We start from the raw sequence: 15,398 nt of genomic DNA, 5'->3' as shown, positions 1-15,398 counted from the left end.
CTCGTCGTGCGGGGCATGACCTGCGCCGCCTGCGTGAACCGGGTGGAGAAGCGGCTGGCCCGCCTTGAGGGGGTGACGGCCGCCGTCAACCTCGCCACCGGGCGGGCCCGGGTCAGCCACCCGGCGGCCGTGCCGGTCGAGGACCTGCTGACGGCCGTCGGGCGCGCCGGGTACGAGGCCGAGCCCGCACCGGCAGCCCGGACGCGTTCCGCTCCGCCTGCGCCCGGCCCGGACGGGTCGGCGCGCGCTCCGGCGGACGGCGGCGGCCGCCGCCGGGACCGCGAACGGCTGCTGATCACCGCTCTGCTCTGCCTTCCGGTGCTGGCGCTGTCGATGGCCCCCGCCCTGCAGTTCCGCAACTGGCAGTGGCTGTGTCTCGTCCTCGCGGCCCCCGTGGTGGTGTGGAGCGCCTGGCCCTTCCACGTGCGGGCCGCGCGGGGGCTGCGGCATGCGGCCGCCACCATGGACACCCTCGTCTCGTTGGGCGTGCTCGCGTCGTTCTGCTGGTCCCTGTACGCACTGTTCCTCGGCGGGGCGGGCGATCCGGGCCTGCGGATGCCGTTCACCCTGCTGCCCTCGGCCGGGACGGGCGTCGCGCACGTCTATCTCGAAGCAGCGGTCGGCGTCCCGCTGTTCGTCCTCGCCGGGCGCCACCTGGAAGCACGGGCGCGGCGCGCCACCGGTGCGGCGCTGCGCTCCCTCGCGGGCCTGGCCGCCAAGGACGTGGTCGTCCGCGAGGACGGGGAGGAACGCCGGATCCCCATCGAACAGCTGCGGCCCGGGCAGGAGTTCACCGTGCGGCCCGGTGAACGGGTGGCCACGGACGGCATGGTGGTGTCGGGGAGTTCGGCCCTGGACCTCTCCCTGGTCACCGGGGAGAGCGAGCCGGTGGAGGTGGGTCCCGGCCGGGTGGTGGTCGGGGGCGCCGTCAACGCGGGCGGGCTGCTCCTCGTACGGGCCACGGCGGTCGGGGCGGACACCCGGCTCGCCGCGATCACCCGCATGGTCACCGAGGCCCAGACGGGGAAGGCACGCGCCCAGCGCCTGGCGGACCGGGTGGCAGGGGTGTTCGTCCCGACCGTGCTGGCGCTGGCCGTCACCGTCCTCGGCTTCTGGCTGGGGGCGGGCGCGGACCCGCAGGCGGCCGTCACGGCGGCCGTGGCCGTCCTCGTCGTGGCCTGCCCCTGCGCCCTGGGCCTCGCCACGCCCACTGCGCTGATGGCCGCCGCCGGCCGCGGGGCCCGCCTCGGGGTGCTGGTGAAGGGGCCCCGGGCCCTGGAGGCGCTGCGCCACGTCGACGTGATCGTGCTGGACAAGACTGGCACGCTGACCTCGGGGCACATGTCGGTCCTCCGGGTCACGGCCGCCGACGGAGGCATCGGCCGCGATACGGCGCTGCGCCTGGCGGCCGCCGTGGAGCAGGGGTCGGAGCATCCGCTGGGCCGCGCGGTCGTCGCGTACGCGCGGCGCGTGCTGCCCGAGGGGCCGCTGCCCCGGGTCACGGGCTTCCTGGCCACTGCGGGCGCCGGGGTGACCGGCGCCGTGGAAGGCCACTGGGTCGAGGTGCGCAGTCCCGGTGACGGCCTGTCCGGGGCGCTGGCCCGCGCGCTGGCCGAGGCGGAGGCGGCCGCGCTCACCGTGGTCCTGGTCCGGGTCGACGGCATCGACGAGGCGCTCATCGCCTCGGGTGACGCCCTGCGCCCCGGTGGCCACCGGGCCGTGGACCGGCTCCGGCGGCTCGGCGTGGAACCGGTCCTGGCCACCGGTGACCGTGCGGCCGCCGCGCGCCGGGTCGCGGGAGACCTCGGCATCACCCGGGTTCACGCCCGCTGCACGCCCCAGGACAAGGCGGCGCTGGTACGGGCCTTGCAGGACGGGGGCCGCCGGGTCGCGGTCGTCGGCGACGGGGTCAACGACGCCGCGGCGCTGGCCCTCGCGGACCTGGGCATCGCGATGGGCAGCGGAACGGACGCGGCCGTCGGCGCCGCCGACGTGACGCTTGTACGGGGCGACATCGAGGCGGTCGCCGACGCGGTGCGCCTCGCCCGCCGCACGCTGGCGACGATCCGCCTCAACCTGGTGTGGGCCTTCGGCTACAACGCGGTCACCGTCCCGCTGGCCGCCGTGGGCTGGCTCAACCCGATGGTCGCCGCCGCCGCGATGTCCGCCAGTTCCCTGCTCGTCGTGGGGAACAGCCTGCGTCTACGCACCTGGCAGCCAGGGCCCCGGCGGCTGCCGGATCCCGCATCCGTCCGAAAGGCCTTCCTGCGATGACCGACTCCCTCCCCGTGGCACCGGAACCGACACCGCCGCCGGTACCGACGGCTCCGACGGCTCCGACGGCTCCGACGGCTCCGACGGCTCCGACGGCAACCGCACCGGCCCGGCGGCCCGGTCGGCAGGGGCTGCGCGACGGCCTGACGGCCGCGCTCGCCCCCGTCATGGCGGGTCTGACCGCCCTGGTCGGGCTGACGGCCTGGACCACCGCGGGAGCCGCCGGCAGCCCCGCACGCATCGAGGTCGGCGTGGGCCGGGTCCTCCTGCCGTACGCCGACCGGCAGCACACCGCCGCCTTCTTCCGGATCACGAACGCCGGCGGCGCGGACGACCAGTTGGTCGCGGTGTCCTCGCCGGCCCTCGACGGGGTCCTGCTGAGCCGGCACGAGCAGCCCGGCGAAGGCGCCGGTGCGAAGGGCGGGGCGGCCTCCGTGGACGTCCCGGCCGGCAGCACTGTGAGCATGACGCCGAGCACCGTGGACGTGCGGGCTCGGACGCGGGCCCGCTGGACGGAAGGGGAAGCCGTGCCCTTCGTCCTGTACTTCCGGCGCAGCGGTGCGGTGGACGCGGTGGCGTTCGTGGTGCGGCCCGGCCGCTGAACTCCCGCCCGGAAGGGGCCGGGCCCTGCCCGGCCCCTCACCCGTCGGCGGCCTCCGGTCCACGGCCGAGGCCGCGGACGGCGGGTACGCAGAGCATGCCGGCGAGGCAGACGAGGGCCATGCCCGAGGAGAAGAGCAGGACGCGGTCGGCGCCGAACGCCTCGGCTGCCGGACCGGCCAGGGCGCGGCCCAGCGGGATGACCATGATGGATCCGGCGACGTCGTAGGCGGAGACCCGGCTCAGCACGGCCAGGGGGATGTGCGACTGCACGCTGGTCGCCCACATCACGCCCCAGAAGGCGAACCCGCAGCCGGCCAGTGCGCCGGTGAGCGCCGTGGTGGTGAAGGACCATCCGAGGGCGGGTGCCAGCGGGTTCAGGGCGAAGCAGAACATGGCGCACGCTCCGGCGACGAGCGGGCGGCGGGGCCGGACCCTCATGCCGAGGAGGCCGCCGACGATGGTTCCCGCGCCGTCGGCGGAGGCGATCCAGCCGAAGCCGCCGGCCCCGTGCTGTTCGGTGAGCAAGCCCGCGCCCAGCGGCAGGGCCGGGCCGAACACGAAGAGGCCGAAGACGGACCAGATGACGATGACCCCCCAGAGCCAGGACCGCGCCCGGAACTCCTGCCATCCCGTGGCCAGCCGCTGCCACATCGGGTCGTCGCCCTCGTCGCGGCGGGTCGTGATCCGGCGCAGCGGGGTCAGGACCAGGGCGCTGATGCCGTAGGCGGCCGCGATCACCACGTAGGAGCCGCTGACGTGCCAGTGGGCGACGAGCAGACCGGCGAGGCCCGGTCCCGCCAGGGCGCTCATCGCCTCCGATATCCGCAGCAGGGCGTTGGCCCGCTGGATGTCCTCGGCGACCTGGGGGACCATGCTCGCCAGGCCGGGCTGGAACATCGCGGTCGCGGCGCCGCTGACCGCCATCAGCGCCATGATCTGCCACAGCCGTACGCCGTCACCGGTCAGCAGGACCGCGAGGACGATCATGGCCAGCATCCGCACCAGGTCGGCGGCGACCATCATCACCTGGGGGGTGAAGCGGTCGGCGAGCACTCCCCCGAACAGCACGAGCAGGGCGATCGGTGTCATCCACGCGGCCAGCGCGTACCCCACGCCGCCGACGCCGTACCCCGCACCGAGGACGGCGGTCGTGAGCGAGACCATCAGCATGCCGTCGGCCAGCATCGAGGCGCTGCGGGCGGTGAAGAACAGTCGGAAGGGCCCCGAACGCCAGGGGCTGGGAAGCGGTCCCGGTGCGGGCCGGACCGTCAGGTCGTCAATGGTCATGTCGCATCTGCCGCTCGCGGCCGTTCCCTTCGCCGAGGATCTGCTGCCGGAGCCACGCGCTGCTCCGGCCGGTCTGCGCCGGCGGGTCCTGGACGATGACGTACCGCTGCGGGGCGAGCAGTTCGGGGCGTCCGGGCAGGAGGTCCACCAAAGCGGCGTGCGCCGCCTCGGGGGTCAGCGCGGAACCCCCGGCGGCGATGAAGGCGGTCAGGACCGGCCCGTCGCCGTCCCCGGCCGGGCGGTGGGCGCCGACGTGGACGGGCAGGCCGCCGAGGGCCCGGCTCAGGGCGTCGGCCACCGCGGGCGGCGACACCCAGCAGTGGTCGACCCGTGTCCAGTGGGCGGGGCGGGCGGCGGGCTGCACCCCCGTCACCGCGGTGAGCGAGGCGAGCGGGACGTCCTGGGCCGCGGCCGCCTCCAGCAGCCGGACCAGCCCGCCGAGGAACCCTTGGGCTTCCTCGGGCGTGAACAGGGCGGGATCGGCCCACAGGGCGACGTGCAGGACGGGGTCGAGCCGGTAGGCGAAGGTGAGGAGGCGGGTGGGCAGTACCTGGACCGGGCCCCACGCCAGTTCGAGGTCCGGCTGCGCCGCCTCCCCGGCAGTGGCCGGGGCCGGGGCGCCGGGGACGGCGCTCACGTCGTTGAAGACGACGTCCCGGGCGAAGTGGCTGCCGCGTTCGCGGGTGACCTCCCCGATCATCTCCCACAGGCGCAGCGCGTCGAACTGGCTGTGCCGGTAGGCGTCGAGGGCCGCCCCCCATGCCTTGCGCAGGACCACGTCGAAGGAAGGGCCGCGGACGTCGAGGTGGAGCAGCGCGTCCTGGGAGAGGGTGTTCACCGAGCGGGCGAGCCGGGGGAGGAAGCGGTTGGAGGTCGGAGCGGCCGCGACGCAGGAGGTCTGGCCGGCCCGGTGGGCGACGAGCGTACACCATGCGGTCAGCAGCACCGTGGACGCCGGGCTGCCGGTGCGCCGGGCCGCCTCGGCCAGTGCCCGGGCGCCCTGCCGTGACCGCAGGGTGAGCTGCGGTACCCGGCCGTCCGTGGCCCGGGCGCGGGGCTCCGCGAACATCGCCTGGGGCGCCGTCCGCAGGACGCGTTCCCAGTACCGCAGGGAGGCCTGGGACTTGCGCTGTCCGGTCGGGGTGTTCTCGGCGGCGGCCAGGTCGAGCGGGGCCAGGGCCGTCAGGGCGGGGAGTTCGGCGCCGGACACGAGGGCATGGAATTCGCCGCGCAGGACCGCGAGGGCGCTGCTGTCCGTCACGGCGTGGCTGGACGCGAGGGTGAGGTAGGCCGGCGCTCCGTCCAGGGTGAGGAGGGTGATCCGCAGGGGGAATTCCCGGTCCAGCCGGAAACGGCCCGCGCGGGCCCCTCGCGCCACGGACTCGGCGTACCGGGCGGGCTCCGGCGGGAAGTGCGCGTGGTCGAGCACGGCCAGCGTGAACTCACCTTCCGCGGACACGACTTGCTCATGCGGTACGGGGTCCGGGCCGGGCGGGAATGTGGTGCGCAGCGCTTCGTGGCGCACCACCAGGGCGCGCAGGGCGTCGACGACCGCGTCCAGGGACGTTCCGGGGGGTACGGGCCACACGTCGTGGTTGTTGATGTGCGTGGGGTCGTCGCGCAGGATGCAGCGGATCATGTTGGCCTGCCCCATGGTGACCGGGCCCCGGCGTTCGGCGCCGCCGCGGTAGGCGACGGTGACGCCGGACGCGGCCGGGACCGGGGCGGTGGACACGGCGGGGGGCCGGGGCCGGGGCTGAGCCGGGGTGTGGGGCGGGGCCGGGGCGGTCGGGTGCGGGAGGCCGAGGCTCCTGCTCGCGCGGGTCAGGTCGGCCCAGGCGTCCAGCAGGAAGGCGAAGTCCTCCATGTCCGTGCGTGCCTCGTCGAGGAGTTGGCCGCGCAAGGCGGCCAGGGTGTCCGCGACCGCGGTGTAGCGGCCGCCCAGCTTGCGGTGGGAGCGGTCGAGGATGTCGAGGCGCTCGGCGCTCTCCGCGGCCGTCCGCGGGTCGGGACGGATGCCGTCGCGGACGAGCCGGGCGATGTCGCGGGCGCGGACCCGGCCCGCCCCGTCCGGCAGTGCGCCGGCCTTCGCCATCCCTGCGTACACGGCGTGCAGGCGGGGCACCGCCAGGAAGAATTTCGCGAGCCGCACCTGGTATGCGAGGAACCCGGTGCCGGTGCGTCGTTCACCGGTGTGGAAGTTGACGATGTGGCGGTTGTGCAGGACGCCGGGCAGGCGCGCCCCGTGTGCCACGTGGAGGAGGAAGTAGTCGCTGCCGATGGTGTCGGTGGCGGGCGGCAGCGGCACGCCGGCATAGACCTCCCGGTCCAGGGCGATGTTGCACATGTCCACCCGCGTCGGGTCCACGCGGCCGAGGGTGGTGCGGTCGGCGGTGAAGGGGGTGGTTCCGGCGCCGCGGAAGGACTCCGCGATCAGGTTGCTGCGCCAGATCTCCGGGTACCCGGCGGGCACCGACAGGCCGATGAGGTCCTCGTAGACGGCCGGGTCGAGGCGGCGGATCTCGTCCACGTCCACGGACATCTCGCCGGTGAAGGAGCCGCCCACCAGGGCGACCGGCCGCTCCGCGTGGGCCGGGTCGAGCCTGCTGCGGGTCACCAGGCCCGCCACGTCGCCGGAGCGGCGGCCCAGGAAGGCCAGTTCGTGGTGGAGTGGGTGGACGGGCTCGCCGTCCAGGTAGGGGTAGCGGCTGTCGGAGTCCCGGCGGTGCACCGAGGTGCAGCCCAGGGCCTCGGCGATGAGGAAGGCACGGTTCGTGCAGGCTCCGTAGGACACACGGGACGGCAGCATGAGCTCCAGCACCCGGTCCGGTGCGGCGACCGCGGCCCGGGCGGTCGCCTCCCGCAGGAAGGCCCGCTGGGCGGCCTCGTCGAGGTGGTGCACCGTGACGCCGGGCTCCGCGGGGAGGGCGGCGACCGCCTTGCGGTGTCCGGCGCGGGCGGCGGCGTCGGAGGAGTCCAGGATCAGCAGGTGCACCTCCACGCCGAAGTGGCGGGCGCCGTACGCCGCCTCCGCACCGACGGCCGCGATCGTCTCGGCGCAGGCCCGGTCGGTGGGGAGGGTCAGGCAGACTCGGCGCACGAGGGCTCCCTGCTCTGCCCGCCGGCGGGCGGCGCGCCGGCCGGGCGGGCGGACGGCTCGGTGGGCGGCTCGGTGTCCGTGGGCGGGTCCTGCCAGGAGGCGAGGCCCAGCAGCCGCCGCCCGAGGTCGGTGAGTTCGGCGGTCGGGTACCGCTTGGACTCGTGCAGTACGGGGTCTCCGACGAGGGTGCGGTTCCAGCGGGGGGTGCGCAGGTGGCGCCAGGAGTCGATGCGGGACTGCCGCAGCCGGGCGTGCTCCTCCAGCGCGGGCATCATCGACAGGTACTGCACGGCCCGCACCCCGGACTCGGAGGTGTTGGGGGCGACGCCGTGGGCGAGAAGGCCGTTCCAGATCAGCAGGTCGCCGGGGCGCAGGTCGGGCCGTACGACGGGGAACTCGGCCCGGTCCAGGGCGGGCCGCAGGGGGTCGCGCCCTGCGGGCTGCCCGGTCTTCCACTCCTCGAACTGCCGGAAGAGCTCCGGGGCGCACTGGAATCCGCCGGTGTCGGGCCGGGTCTCGTTCAGCGCGATGATCCCCTGCACGCGCTGCGGCGGTACGCCGAGCGTGGTGTCGATGTCCCAGTGCAGCTCGATGTCGAAGCCCCGCTCGGTGGGCTCGATCAGCGCACGGTCGCGGTTCTTCACGTTGGGCGGATTGAGGTTCAGCCGGTCCAGGGTCACCCACAGCTCGTCGCAGTCCCACACGTCGGCGAAGGCGTCGTACACGCGCCGGGACTGGCGGCTGTCCCACAGGAGCTGGTGGTGGTAGGCCTCGACGAACCCGTAGATGTGCAACTGCTGGTCCAGCTCCGAGCGGAAGGGCCGGTCGTCGTGCCAGCGGTCGGGCCGGTCCGGGTCGAGGCCTTGGAAGTCCCAGGTGAAGTCCAGTAGCCGCCGGGCCGCTTCGGCGGGGATCGCCTCCCGCACGATGACGTACCCGTACGTCTGCCAGTGCGTGAAGTCCGCTTCGGAGAGCACCCGCAGCGGTCTCGACCCGGTCAGTTCCCGCAGCGTGCTCTGCGCCAGGTAGGACTCGCCGTCCGCGCTGAAGTACGGGCGGTCGCAGGCGGCCCGGTGCAGGCGGGGCCGTCGGGTACGGGACGGGGCGGGCGGGGGCATACGGGTCCTCCGAGCGGGAGTCCGGGACGGCATGTCCGACGGGGTGTCGCGAGCCGCACGGATCAGCACATTGGTCTAGACCGGACCCCCTGTCAAGTCCCTTGCGGAGGAGCGGACATGAACGGAAAGGGGCGGATGGCACACCCCGGGCCACCTCCGGCCGGGCTCTCCGCCGCCGTCTCCTGTTGGTCTAGACAACTGTTGAGACGCTGGCTTAGGGTCCGAAGCGCGGGGCACGGCCAGGACGGGCCGCGGGCCGCCGCCGCATGCGCCGCGGCCCCATCAAGGACGGCCGCCGTCAGGGCTGTTCGCCGCCTTGGCCGGCGTCCGGTGCCCGGCGCACCGTCCGGCCGGCGCCTGCGCCGCACGCACACGCCGAAAGGGAACGCTTTCCATGAGTACACCCCGCGCCAGTGCCACGGCCCCGCCGGGCAGCACCCTGCGGAGCCCCGGAGCGGGCCTGGTCACGCTCGACCCGGTGCACACCGCCCTTCTGCACGGCTTGGACCACCTGCTGACCGGCCTGGCGGAGCGGCTCGCCGCCCCCGAGGTGACCGGGCCGCCGCTGCTGCCCGCGGAAGGACTGGCGCGGCTGGACTACTTCCGCAACTTCCCCCACCTCGGTGTCAGCGCCGGGCGCTTCACCCCCGACGCCTTCGACGCACTGGCCGCGGGCGCGGCGCCCGGAGAGCTGCCGCTCCGGCCGACGGGACACCTGCTGCCCTCCGCCACCTGCTACGGCCTGCTGCTCTCCCTGGAGGGCCAAGACCTCGGCGAGGACGGACTGCGGCTCTCGGCGGCGGGCCGCTGCTTCCGCAACGAGTCGCACTACGACGGGCTGCGGCGGCTGTGGGGCTTCCACATGCGCGAGGTGCTGTACCTGGGCACCCGGGACGGCGCAGCCGAACACCTCGCCCAGGGCGAGGAGTTCGTGGGGGAGCTGGCCGGCCGGCTGGGCCTCGGCCTGAGCCGCGCGGCGGCCGACGACCCGTTCTACGACAAGGGCGGGTCCCGGGCCCGCCTGATGGCGCTGGATCCGGTCAAGCACGAATTCTGCGCCCCCGACGGCACCGCCATCGCCTCCGTCAACCGGCACCGCAACTTCTTCGGCGAGCGCTTGGACATCCGTGCGGGCTCCGCGGGGCCCGCGCACAGCTCCTGCGTCGCCTTCGGCGTCGAACGCTGGGTCCACGCGATGGTCCTCGCCCACGGCACCCCCGAGCAGGCCCTGGAGCGGCTCCGCGCGGCGCAGCCGGACGCCGCACCCCGCCGCCTCCCCGACCTCCGGACCCCCGCACCCCGGGAAGCCCCCGCCCAGTAAGGAGCGCCCGCCCATGGAACGCGTCACCGCCTGGCTGCACGAGAAGAACCCCGGACTCGACGGCCCGATCAGCCCCGACGAGGACCTCATCGAGGCCCGTCTCATCGACTCCATGGACTTCCTGGAGTTCATCGACCTGCTGGAGGACCTCTCCGGCAGCGTGATCGACCTCCAGGAAGCCACCATCGACGACTTCCGCACCCTCAACCGGGTACGGGAGCGCTTCCTCGGCTCCACCGCCGCGGCCTCCGGCTGAGCGCACCCGTGTCCTTCGACCTCCTCCCCGCCCGCGGGGGCGGGACCGCGCTGGCCGTGGTGGCGGGCACGGCCGAGGTGCTGGCCCGTCCGGAGCTCGACGCGAGTCTGCTCGAACCGTGGGAGCACGAGCGCCTGGCACGGATTCGGGTCCCGTCCCGGCGGGACGACGTGCTCGCGGCCCGGCTCCTCCTGCGGCTCTGCCTGGCGCGGTTCACCGGCGGGCCGCTGCGCACACAGGCGCCGGCGCAGTCCTGCGCCACGTGCGGACGGTCCGGGCACGGCCGGCCCTTCCTGCCGGGCCGGCCGGAGGTCGGCATCAGCATGAGCCATGCCGACGGTCTGGCCGCGGCAGCCGTCGGCCCGGGCCCGGTCGGCATCGACGTGGAGCCCGCGGCGCGCAGGCCCGGACCGCTGCCGGTGCTGCGGCGGATGCTCCCGGGCGCCGAGACGGAACTGGCGCAGGCCGCGGCCCTGCCGGAGCCCGGCCCCGCCCTCCTCCGGGTGTGGGTGCGCCACGAGGCGCGGCTCAAGGCGGGCGGGGGCGCAGGCCTCCGGGTGCTGACGTGGACGGACCGCGGGCGGGCGGCCGTGGCGGCGGTGGCGAGCGCCGCCCCGGCAGCCGTCGCCCCGGCCCTGTCCCCTTCCCTGACCGGGGCCCGGGCGGGAGCCGCGGCCGGTGGCCGGGGATGACCTCGCGGTGCCGCGTCCCGCCCGCGGCGCCGCCGGGACGCGGCTACCCGCGCAGTCCGACGGGGCCTGACGCCGGGAACCCGGACTCCGTGGTCCGCCGTGCGCAGTGCCGGACCACCGAGGCCAGGTCGCCCTCCGAGCGGAGCAGGGACCGCTGGACGCGGGCGCCGTTGCCCCGCTCCAGGAGGTCCGCGATGCCGGCCCGCACGAACTCCTCGTCACCGGCGTCGGCCAGCGCGTCCTTGACGTGCCGGTACAGCGCCTCGACGGCGGCCGCGGGCGCGGTCTCGCGCATGGACCCGGGGTGCAGCAGCGGACCGTCCAGGCCCGAGCGGCCGGCCTGCCAGGAGGCGAGCCGGAGCAGTCCGGTACTGATCCGCGGTGCGGGCTCGCCGGCCTTCCAGGAGCGCGCCGCGGTCTCCACGAGGCCCCGTACGAGCGCGGCCAGCAGGACCGGCGTCGACGCGTCCAGGCATACGTCGGCCACCCTGACCTCCACCGTGGGATAGGTGGCGGACAGCCGTGCGTCGAACCAGATCATCCCCTTGTCGCGCAGCACACCCGAGTCCACCATGGCCTGCACCTCGGCGTGGTAGCGGTCCGCGGAACCGAAGACGTCCACGGGTCCGGCGGCGGGCAGCCTGTTCCACACCCGGCTGCGGTAGCTCCCGTACAGGGTGTCCTCTCCCTGCCAGAAGGGGGAGTTCGCGCTCATCGCGGTCAGTACGGCGAGCCAGGGGCGGATGCGGTCCAGGACCGCGACGCCTTCCTCGTCCGACTCCACGGACACGTGGACGTGGCAGCCGCAGGTCAGCTGCTCCTGCGCGGTCATGCCGAACTGCCGCGACACCCAGTCGTAGCGGTGGCCCGGGGAGATGGAGGGCCGGACGGCCAGCGGGGAGGTGCCGAGCGCCGCCACGACCGCGCCGGCCGTCCCCGCGTGCTTGGCGGCCTCCGCGCGCCACCGGACGATCTCCTCGTGGAGCTCGCCCATCTCCGTCACCGGCTTGGTGGCGAACTCCACCTGCTCTTCCTGGAGCTCTGCCTCGAAGGTGTGGCTGGGCTCCTTCCCGTCCTTCGCCGCCTCGGCCGGGCCCGCTGCGGCCCGGTCGGCGGCGGCGAGCACGGCTCCCGCCACGGCCCGCGGCTCCCCGGTCTCCGCGTCCGCCAGCAGCAGTTCTTCCTCCACGCCCACGCTTCGCATGCAGCCGCCCATCGCCTCGTCGTGCTGTTCACCGTCCGGTCACCGCCTGCCCCTGCCCACCGCCGGTATGCGGAACCCGCTTCTCGGACCGGGGCTCCCAGCAGACCAGGCGGGAGGGCCGCGGCCGACGAGGCGCGACGGCCGGGGCTACGGTGGACGCATGGTGGACGCATGAGGCTGCTGGTGACCTCCGACACGCACGTCCCCTCGCGGGCCGTCCGGCTGCCGCAGGCCCTGCTGGAGCAGGTGGACGCGGCGGACGCGGTGATCCATGCCGGGGACTGGACCGACGAGGCCACGCTCGATCTGCTGGAGGCCCGGGCGCGCCGTCTGATCGCGGTGTACGGGAACAACGACGGGCCCGGGCTGCGCCGCCGCCTGCCGGAGGTCGCCCGCGCCGATCTGGAGGGGGTGCGCTTCGCGGTCGTCCATGAGACCGGGCCGGCGACCGGGCGCGAGCGGCGCTGCGCCGCGCGTTTTCCCGACGCGGACGTGCTGGTCTTCGGCCACAGCCACATCCCGTGGGACTCCACCGCCCCGGGCGGGCTGCGCCTGCTCAACCCGGGCTCGCCGACCGACCGCCGGCGCCAGCCCCGCCACACCTTCCTGACCCTCACCGTCGAGGACGGTGCGCTGCGGGAGGCCGTCCTGCACCGGCTGCCGCTGCCCTCGAAGGGCTGAGCGCTCCGGTCACCGCACTAGTCAGTGGGCTCCGCGGGCTCGGGGTCCTTCGGTGCGGGCTGCCTGGTGCCGGGGTCCGCGGGCCCGGCCGGGTGCTCGGCCTCGGCGGTGCGGTCGCCCCCGGCGGGCTCCGCCTCCCCGGTCGTGCCGGGCTCTTCGGTCGCGGTGGCCCACAGTTCGGGCGCTCGGACGCCCCTCGGGGGGAGGTCGGGGGTGAGAGCGTCACCGCTCTGGGGCACCTTCGCGGGCAGCTCCGGTTCGTGCTGCCGGGACACGGAGTCTTCTCGTTCAGCATTCATGGAGTCCGCTTGCCCAGCGATCCACCCCGAACACCCGTCCGAGGTTCCCGAACGGCGGCCCGCGGAGTCCGGGCCGCCGTCACCTCTCGTCACCTCACCTGGATGCCGATGAGGCAGGTGTCGTCGTCCGTGTCCGACCGGCTGTAGGTGAGGAGGTGGTCGAGGCGTCCCTCCAGACCGCTCGCCTCCCGGGCCGCCACCGCGAGGAGGTGGGCGAGGGTCTCCGAGACGGCGGTGTCGCGCCGCTCCACCAGACCGTCGGTGTACATCAGCAGGGTGTCCTCGGGTTCGAGCTGGATCTCCTCCTCCGTGAAGGCGGTCTCCGGCAGTGCGCCGAGCAGCAGTCCGCTGGTCAGGGGGAAGGCCTCGGCCACGCCGCGGCGGACGAGGACCGGCGGGAGGTGGCCCGCCCGCGACCAGCGCAGCACGCGGGTCTGCGGATCGTAGATCCCGCAGACGGCGGTGGCCGTCACCTGGTCCGTGAGGTGGTGGGCGACCGCGTTCAGCCATGCCAGGAGCTGGGCGGGTCCCGCTCCGGTCACGGCCAGGCCGCGCAGGGCGTTGCGCAGGATCACCATGCCGGTGGCGGCCTCGATGCCGTGTCCGGCCACGTCACCCACGCACAGCAGGATCCGCTGGTTGGGCAGCACGATGGCGTCGTACCAGTCACCGCCCACCAGCGCTTCGGACTCGGCGGGGCGGTAGCGCACGGCGATGCGGATGCCGGGCACTTCCAGGGCCGCGGGGGCGGGCGGCATGATCGCGTGCTGGAGCTGCAGGGTCAGCCGGGTGCGTTCGACGGATTCGGCTTCGCTGTGGGCCAGTTGGTCGCGGGTGGCGGCCAGGGCGACCTCGGTCCAGTGCTGGGAGGAGATGTCCTGGTAGGCACCCCGGACGGCGTGCAGGGCCCCGTTGGCATCGAGGGCCGGCTCGGCGACCACGCGGACGTGGCGCGTGATGCCGTCGGGCCGGCGCAGCCGCAGGTCGACGGAGGCTTCGCGGCGGTGGTGGAGCAGGGTGCGCAGGAAGCGGGTGACCGCGATCGCGTCGTCGGGGTGGGCGTGCGCCCCGAGGTCCCGCAGCGGCACGGGCGTGGCGTTGAGCGGCAGCCCGTAGAGGGCGAAGAGCTGGCCGTTCCACGTGATCTCACCGGTGACGGCGCTCTCCTCGAACCCCCCGACGCGGCCGAGGCGCTGCGCATGGCCGAGCAGGCTCGCGAGGCGGGCGGCTTCGTCCTCGACCTTCCACAGGAGCAGGAGCGCTCCGGCGTGGCGGCTGATGCTGACGTCGGCGAAGGCGGTGAGGGGCACCTGGTCGACGAGGGCCCTCAGCGACATGCGCTGGGTGCGCAGCGGCTCCCCCGTCGCATGGACCCGTTCCATCTTTTCGAAGAGGCCGTCCGCTTCGGCCAGCGAGTACGCCTCCAGGAACAGCGAGCCGCTGACGGAGCTGGTGGGACGCCCTGCGGGATCGACGAACAGGGGGTTGGCGTGGTGGATCCGGAAGTCGGCGAGGTTGCCCCGGGAGTCGAGGTGCGGGACGAGGACCAGCGCCGGGTCGTGGAGGTTGTCGGCGAGGTCGGTGAGCTCTCCGAGCCCCGTGTCGTGGTCGGCAGGGGCGGCGCCCTGGGCCGCCCCGGGTTCGGCGTCGTCCAGGGCTCGGGCACACAGCTCGGCCAGGGCCTCGATCTGCCGCACCGTCCGGTGCGGCAGATCGGGCTGCGGCTGGGGCCAGCTCACCTCGACCACCCCGTTGATGCGGCCGCCGGTGCCGGCGGGCACCGCGAGCCGGGCGCCGTGGGGGTGGCGTCGGCGGCCGATGGTCGGCAGTCCTCCGTCGGAGAGCGAGCCGATGAAGGCGGGTTCCCGGGCGGACAGGGCGAGCCGGGCGCAGGTGGCGACCTCGGGGGGTACGTACCGCCAGCGGGCCGCCTCCTCTTCGGCGAAACCGGCCTGTCCGGCGAGGGTGAGGGAGGAGTCGCTGCCGGCGGCCCAGATCGCCACCCCGGTCACGCCGAGCGGGGCGAGGGCGTTCTCCAGGAGGGCGGCCGCCATCGACTGCGCGTCCGGGGAGGCCAGGACGCGGCTCTCGGCGCTGCGCAGCCGCAGGGCCGTGCTCTGCACCTCGTCGGCGCGCTCGCGGACCTCCGCGCGGGTGAGGAACTCCTCGGCGATCTGGCTGACCTGGTCGCTTGCGGCCTGGTTGATGACGTCCACGGCGAGTTCGAGCGGGTCGGTCCCGGACTGCTCGGCGAGGCTGGCGAGCTGGCGTGCGGCCTCGGCCGGCCCGCAGCCGAGCTTCCCGACCAGGACGCCCTTCGCCATTTCGACGAGCGCCCGCCCGTCGGCGGCGCTCCGCGCCGCCCTGACCTCGCTGCGCAGGCGTTCCACGGTGGCGGCGAGCCGTCCGGCCTCGGCCTGCCCGGGCGGGTCGGCCGCCGGGGGGAGGCCGTGTGCGGTGGAGGGCTGCCGCTGGGCGGGCGTCCGTACGGTCGCCCGGGGGTCGCCGCCGTCCGTCACGTGGTTCACGGGGTTCCTCGTCATCTGTGGCGGTGGAAGGGGGT

At 75.0% G+C, this 15,398-nt stretch carries 12 protein-coding genes and 1 pseudogene; 6 read left to right on the top strand and 7 right to left on the bottom strand.

Annotated elements, in window-relative coordinates:
- Positions 1-15: 15 nt before the first annotated feature.
- Both ACLJTM_RS10420 and ACLJTM_RS10415 read left to right on the top strand, forming a co-directional pair.
- On the top strand, positions 16-2,274 hold the full coding sequence (locus ACLJTM_RS10420) for a heavy metal translocating P-type ATPase (RefSeq protein WP_411103298.1): 2,259 nt from the start codon (positions 16-18) through the stop codon (positions 2,272-2,274).
- Positions 2,271-2,876: a copper chaperone PCu(A)C gene (locus tag ACLJTM_RS10415; RefSeq protein WP_411103166.1), complete on the top strand. Its 606-nt coding sequence runs from the start codon at positions 2,271-2,273 to the stop codon at positions 2,874-2,876. The genes ACLJTM_RS10420 and ACLJTM_RS10415 overlap by 4 nt, the downstream gene beginning before the upstream one ends.
- Before the next feature lie 37 nt (positions 2,877-2,913).
- On the opposite strand, the gene ACLJTM_RS10410 is transcribed toward ACLJTM_RS10415, so the two are convergent.
- The 4 genes and pseudogenes from ACLJTM_RS10410 to ACLJTM_RS10395 all read right to left on the bottom strand — a co-directional run bounded on the left by ACLJTM_RS10410 (position 2,914) and on the right by ACLJTM_RS10395 (position 8,382).
- Complete coding sequence (locus ACLJTM_RS10410; protein WP_411103165.1) at positions 2,914-4,164, bottom strand: MFS transporter; 1,251 nt, start codon at positions 4,162-4,164, stop codon at positions 2,914-2,916.
- Positions 4,154-5,899: a condensation domain-containing protein gene (locus ACLJTM_RS10405; protein WP_411103297.1), complete on the bottom strand. Its 1,746-nt coding sequence runs from the start codon at positions 5,897-5,899 to the stop codon at positions 4,154-4,156. The genes ACLJTM_RS10410 and ACLJTM_RS10405 overlap by 11 nt, the downstream gene beginning before the upstream one ends.
- A 66-nt stretch (positions 5,900-5,965) precedes the next feature.
- Positions 5,966-7,264: pseudogene (locus tag ACLJTM_RS10400) on the bottom strand (DUF6271 family protein); the annotation flags it as partial.
- The gene (locus ACLJTM_RS10395) at positions 7,246-8,382 is read right to left on the bottom strand and encodes a phytanoyl-CoA dioxygenase family protein (protein WP_411103164.1); all 1,137 of its coding nucleotides are present in this window, start codon (positions 8,380-8,382) and stop codon (positions 7,246-7,248) included. The gene ACLJTM_RS10395 and the pseudogene ACLJTM_RS10400, both read right to left, overlap by 19 nt.
- A 394-nt stretch (positions 8,383-8,776) precedes the next feature.
- Between ACLJTM_RS10395 and ACLJTM_RS10390 the strand changes: the two genes are divergently transcribed.
- Genes ACLJTM_RS10390 through ACLJTM_RS10380 form a run of 3 tightly spaced genes read left to right on the top strand, consistent with a single transcriptional unit; the run spans position 8,777 to position 10,651 of the window.
- Entirely contained in the window at positions 8,777-9,703 is a 927-nt protein-coding gene (locus ACLJTM_RS10390; protein WP_411103163.1) for a hypothetical protein, read from the top strand.
- A 13-nt stretch (positions 9,704-9,716) separates the two neighbouring features.
- On the top strand, positions 9,717-9,959 hold the full coding sequence (locus ACLJTM_RS10385; RefSeq protein ID WP_411103162.1) for an acyl carrier protein: 243 nt from the start codon (positions 9,717-9,719) through the stop codon (positions 9,957-9,959).
- Positions 9,960-9,967: 8 nt separating this feature from the next.
- Positions 9,968-10,651 carry a 4'-phosphopantetheinyl transferase family protein gene (locus ACLJTM_RS10380; RefSeq protein WP_411103161.1) on the top strand — a complete coding sequence of 228 codons (684 nt, stop codon included), beginning with the start codon at positions 9,968-9,970 and terminating at the stop codon, positions 10,649-10,651.
- 43 nt (positions 10,652-10,694) lie between these two features.
- Here the strand turns inward: ACLJTM_RS10380 and ACLJTM_RS10375 are convergent, their stop codons facing one another.
- Entirely contained in the window at positions 10,695-11,855 is a 1,161-nt protein-coding gene (locus tag ACLJTM_RS10375; protein ID WP_411103160.1) for a glutamate--cysteine ligase, read from the bottom strand.
- Positions 11,856-12,026: 171 nt separating this feature from the next.
- On the opposite strand from ACLJTM_RS10375, the gene ACLJTM_RS10370 reads away from it, so the two are divergent.
- A complete protein-coding gene (locus ACLJTM_RS10370; protein ID WP_411103159.1) occupies positions 12,027-12,536 on the top strand; it encodes a metallophosphoesterase family protein in 510 nt (169 codons plus the stop codon).
- Positions 12,537-12,553: 17 nt separating this feature from the next.
- Here ACLJTM_RS10370 and ACLJTM_RS10365 read toward each other — a convergent pair whose 3' ends face one another.
- Entirely contained in the window at positions 12,554-12,835 is a 282-nt protein-coding gene (locus tag ACLJTM_RS10365) for a hypothetical protein (protein WP_411103158.1), read from the bottom strand.
- A gap of 89 nt (positions 12,836-12,924) precedes the next feature.
- Positions 12,925-15,378: a SpoIIE family protein phosphatase gene (locus tag ACLJTM_RS10360; RefSeq protein ID WP_411103157.1), complete on the bottom strand. Its 2,454-nt coding sequence runs from the start codon at positions 15,376-15,378 to the stop codon at positions 12,925-12,927.
- Between the last annotated feature and the right edge of the window lie 20 nt (positions 15,379-15,398).

The sequence above is a fragment of the Streptomyces sp. cmx-4-9 genome (assembly GCF_046548835.1).
Lineage (GTDB): Bacteria > Actinomycetota > Actinomycetes > Streptomycetales > Streptomycetaceae > Streptomyces.
This window is presented reverse-complemented; position numbering and strand designations above follow the sequence as displayed.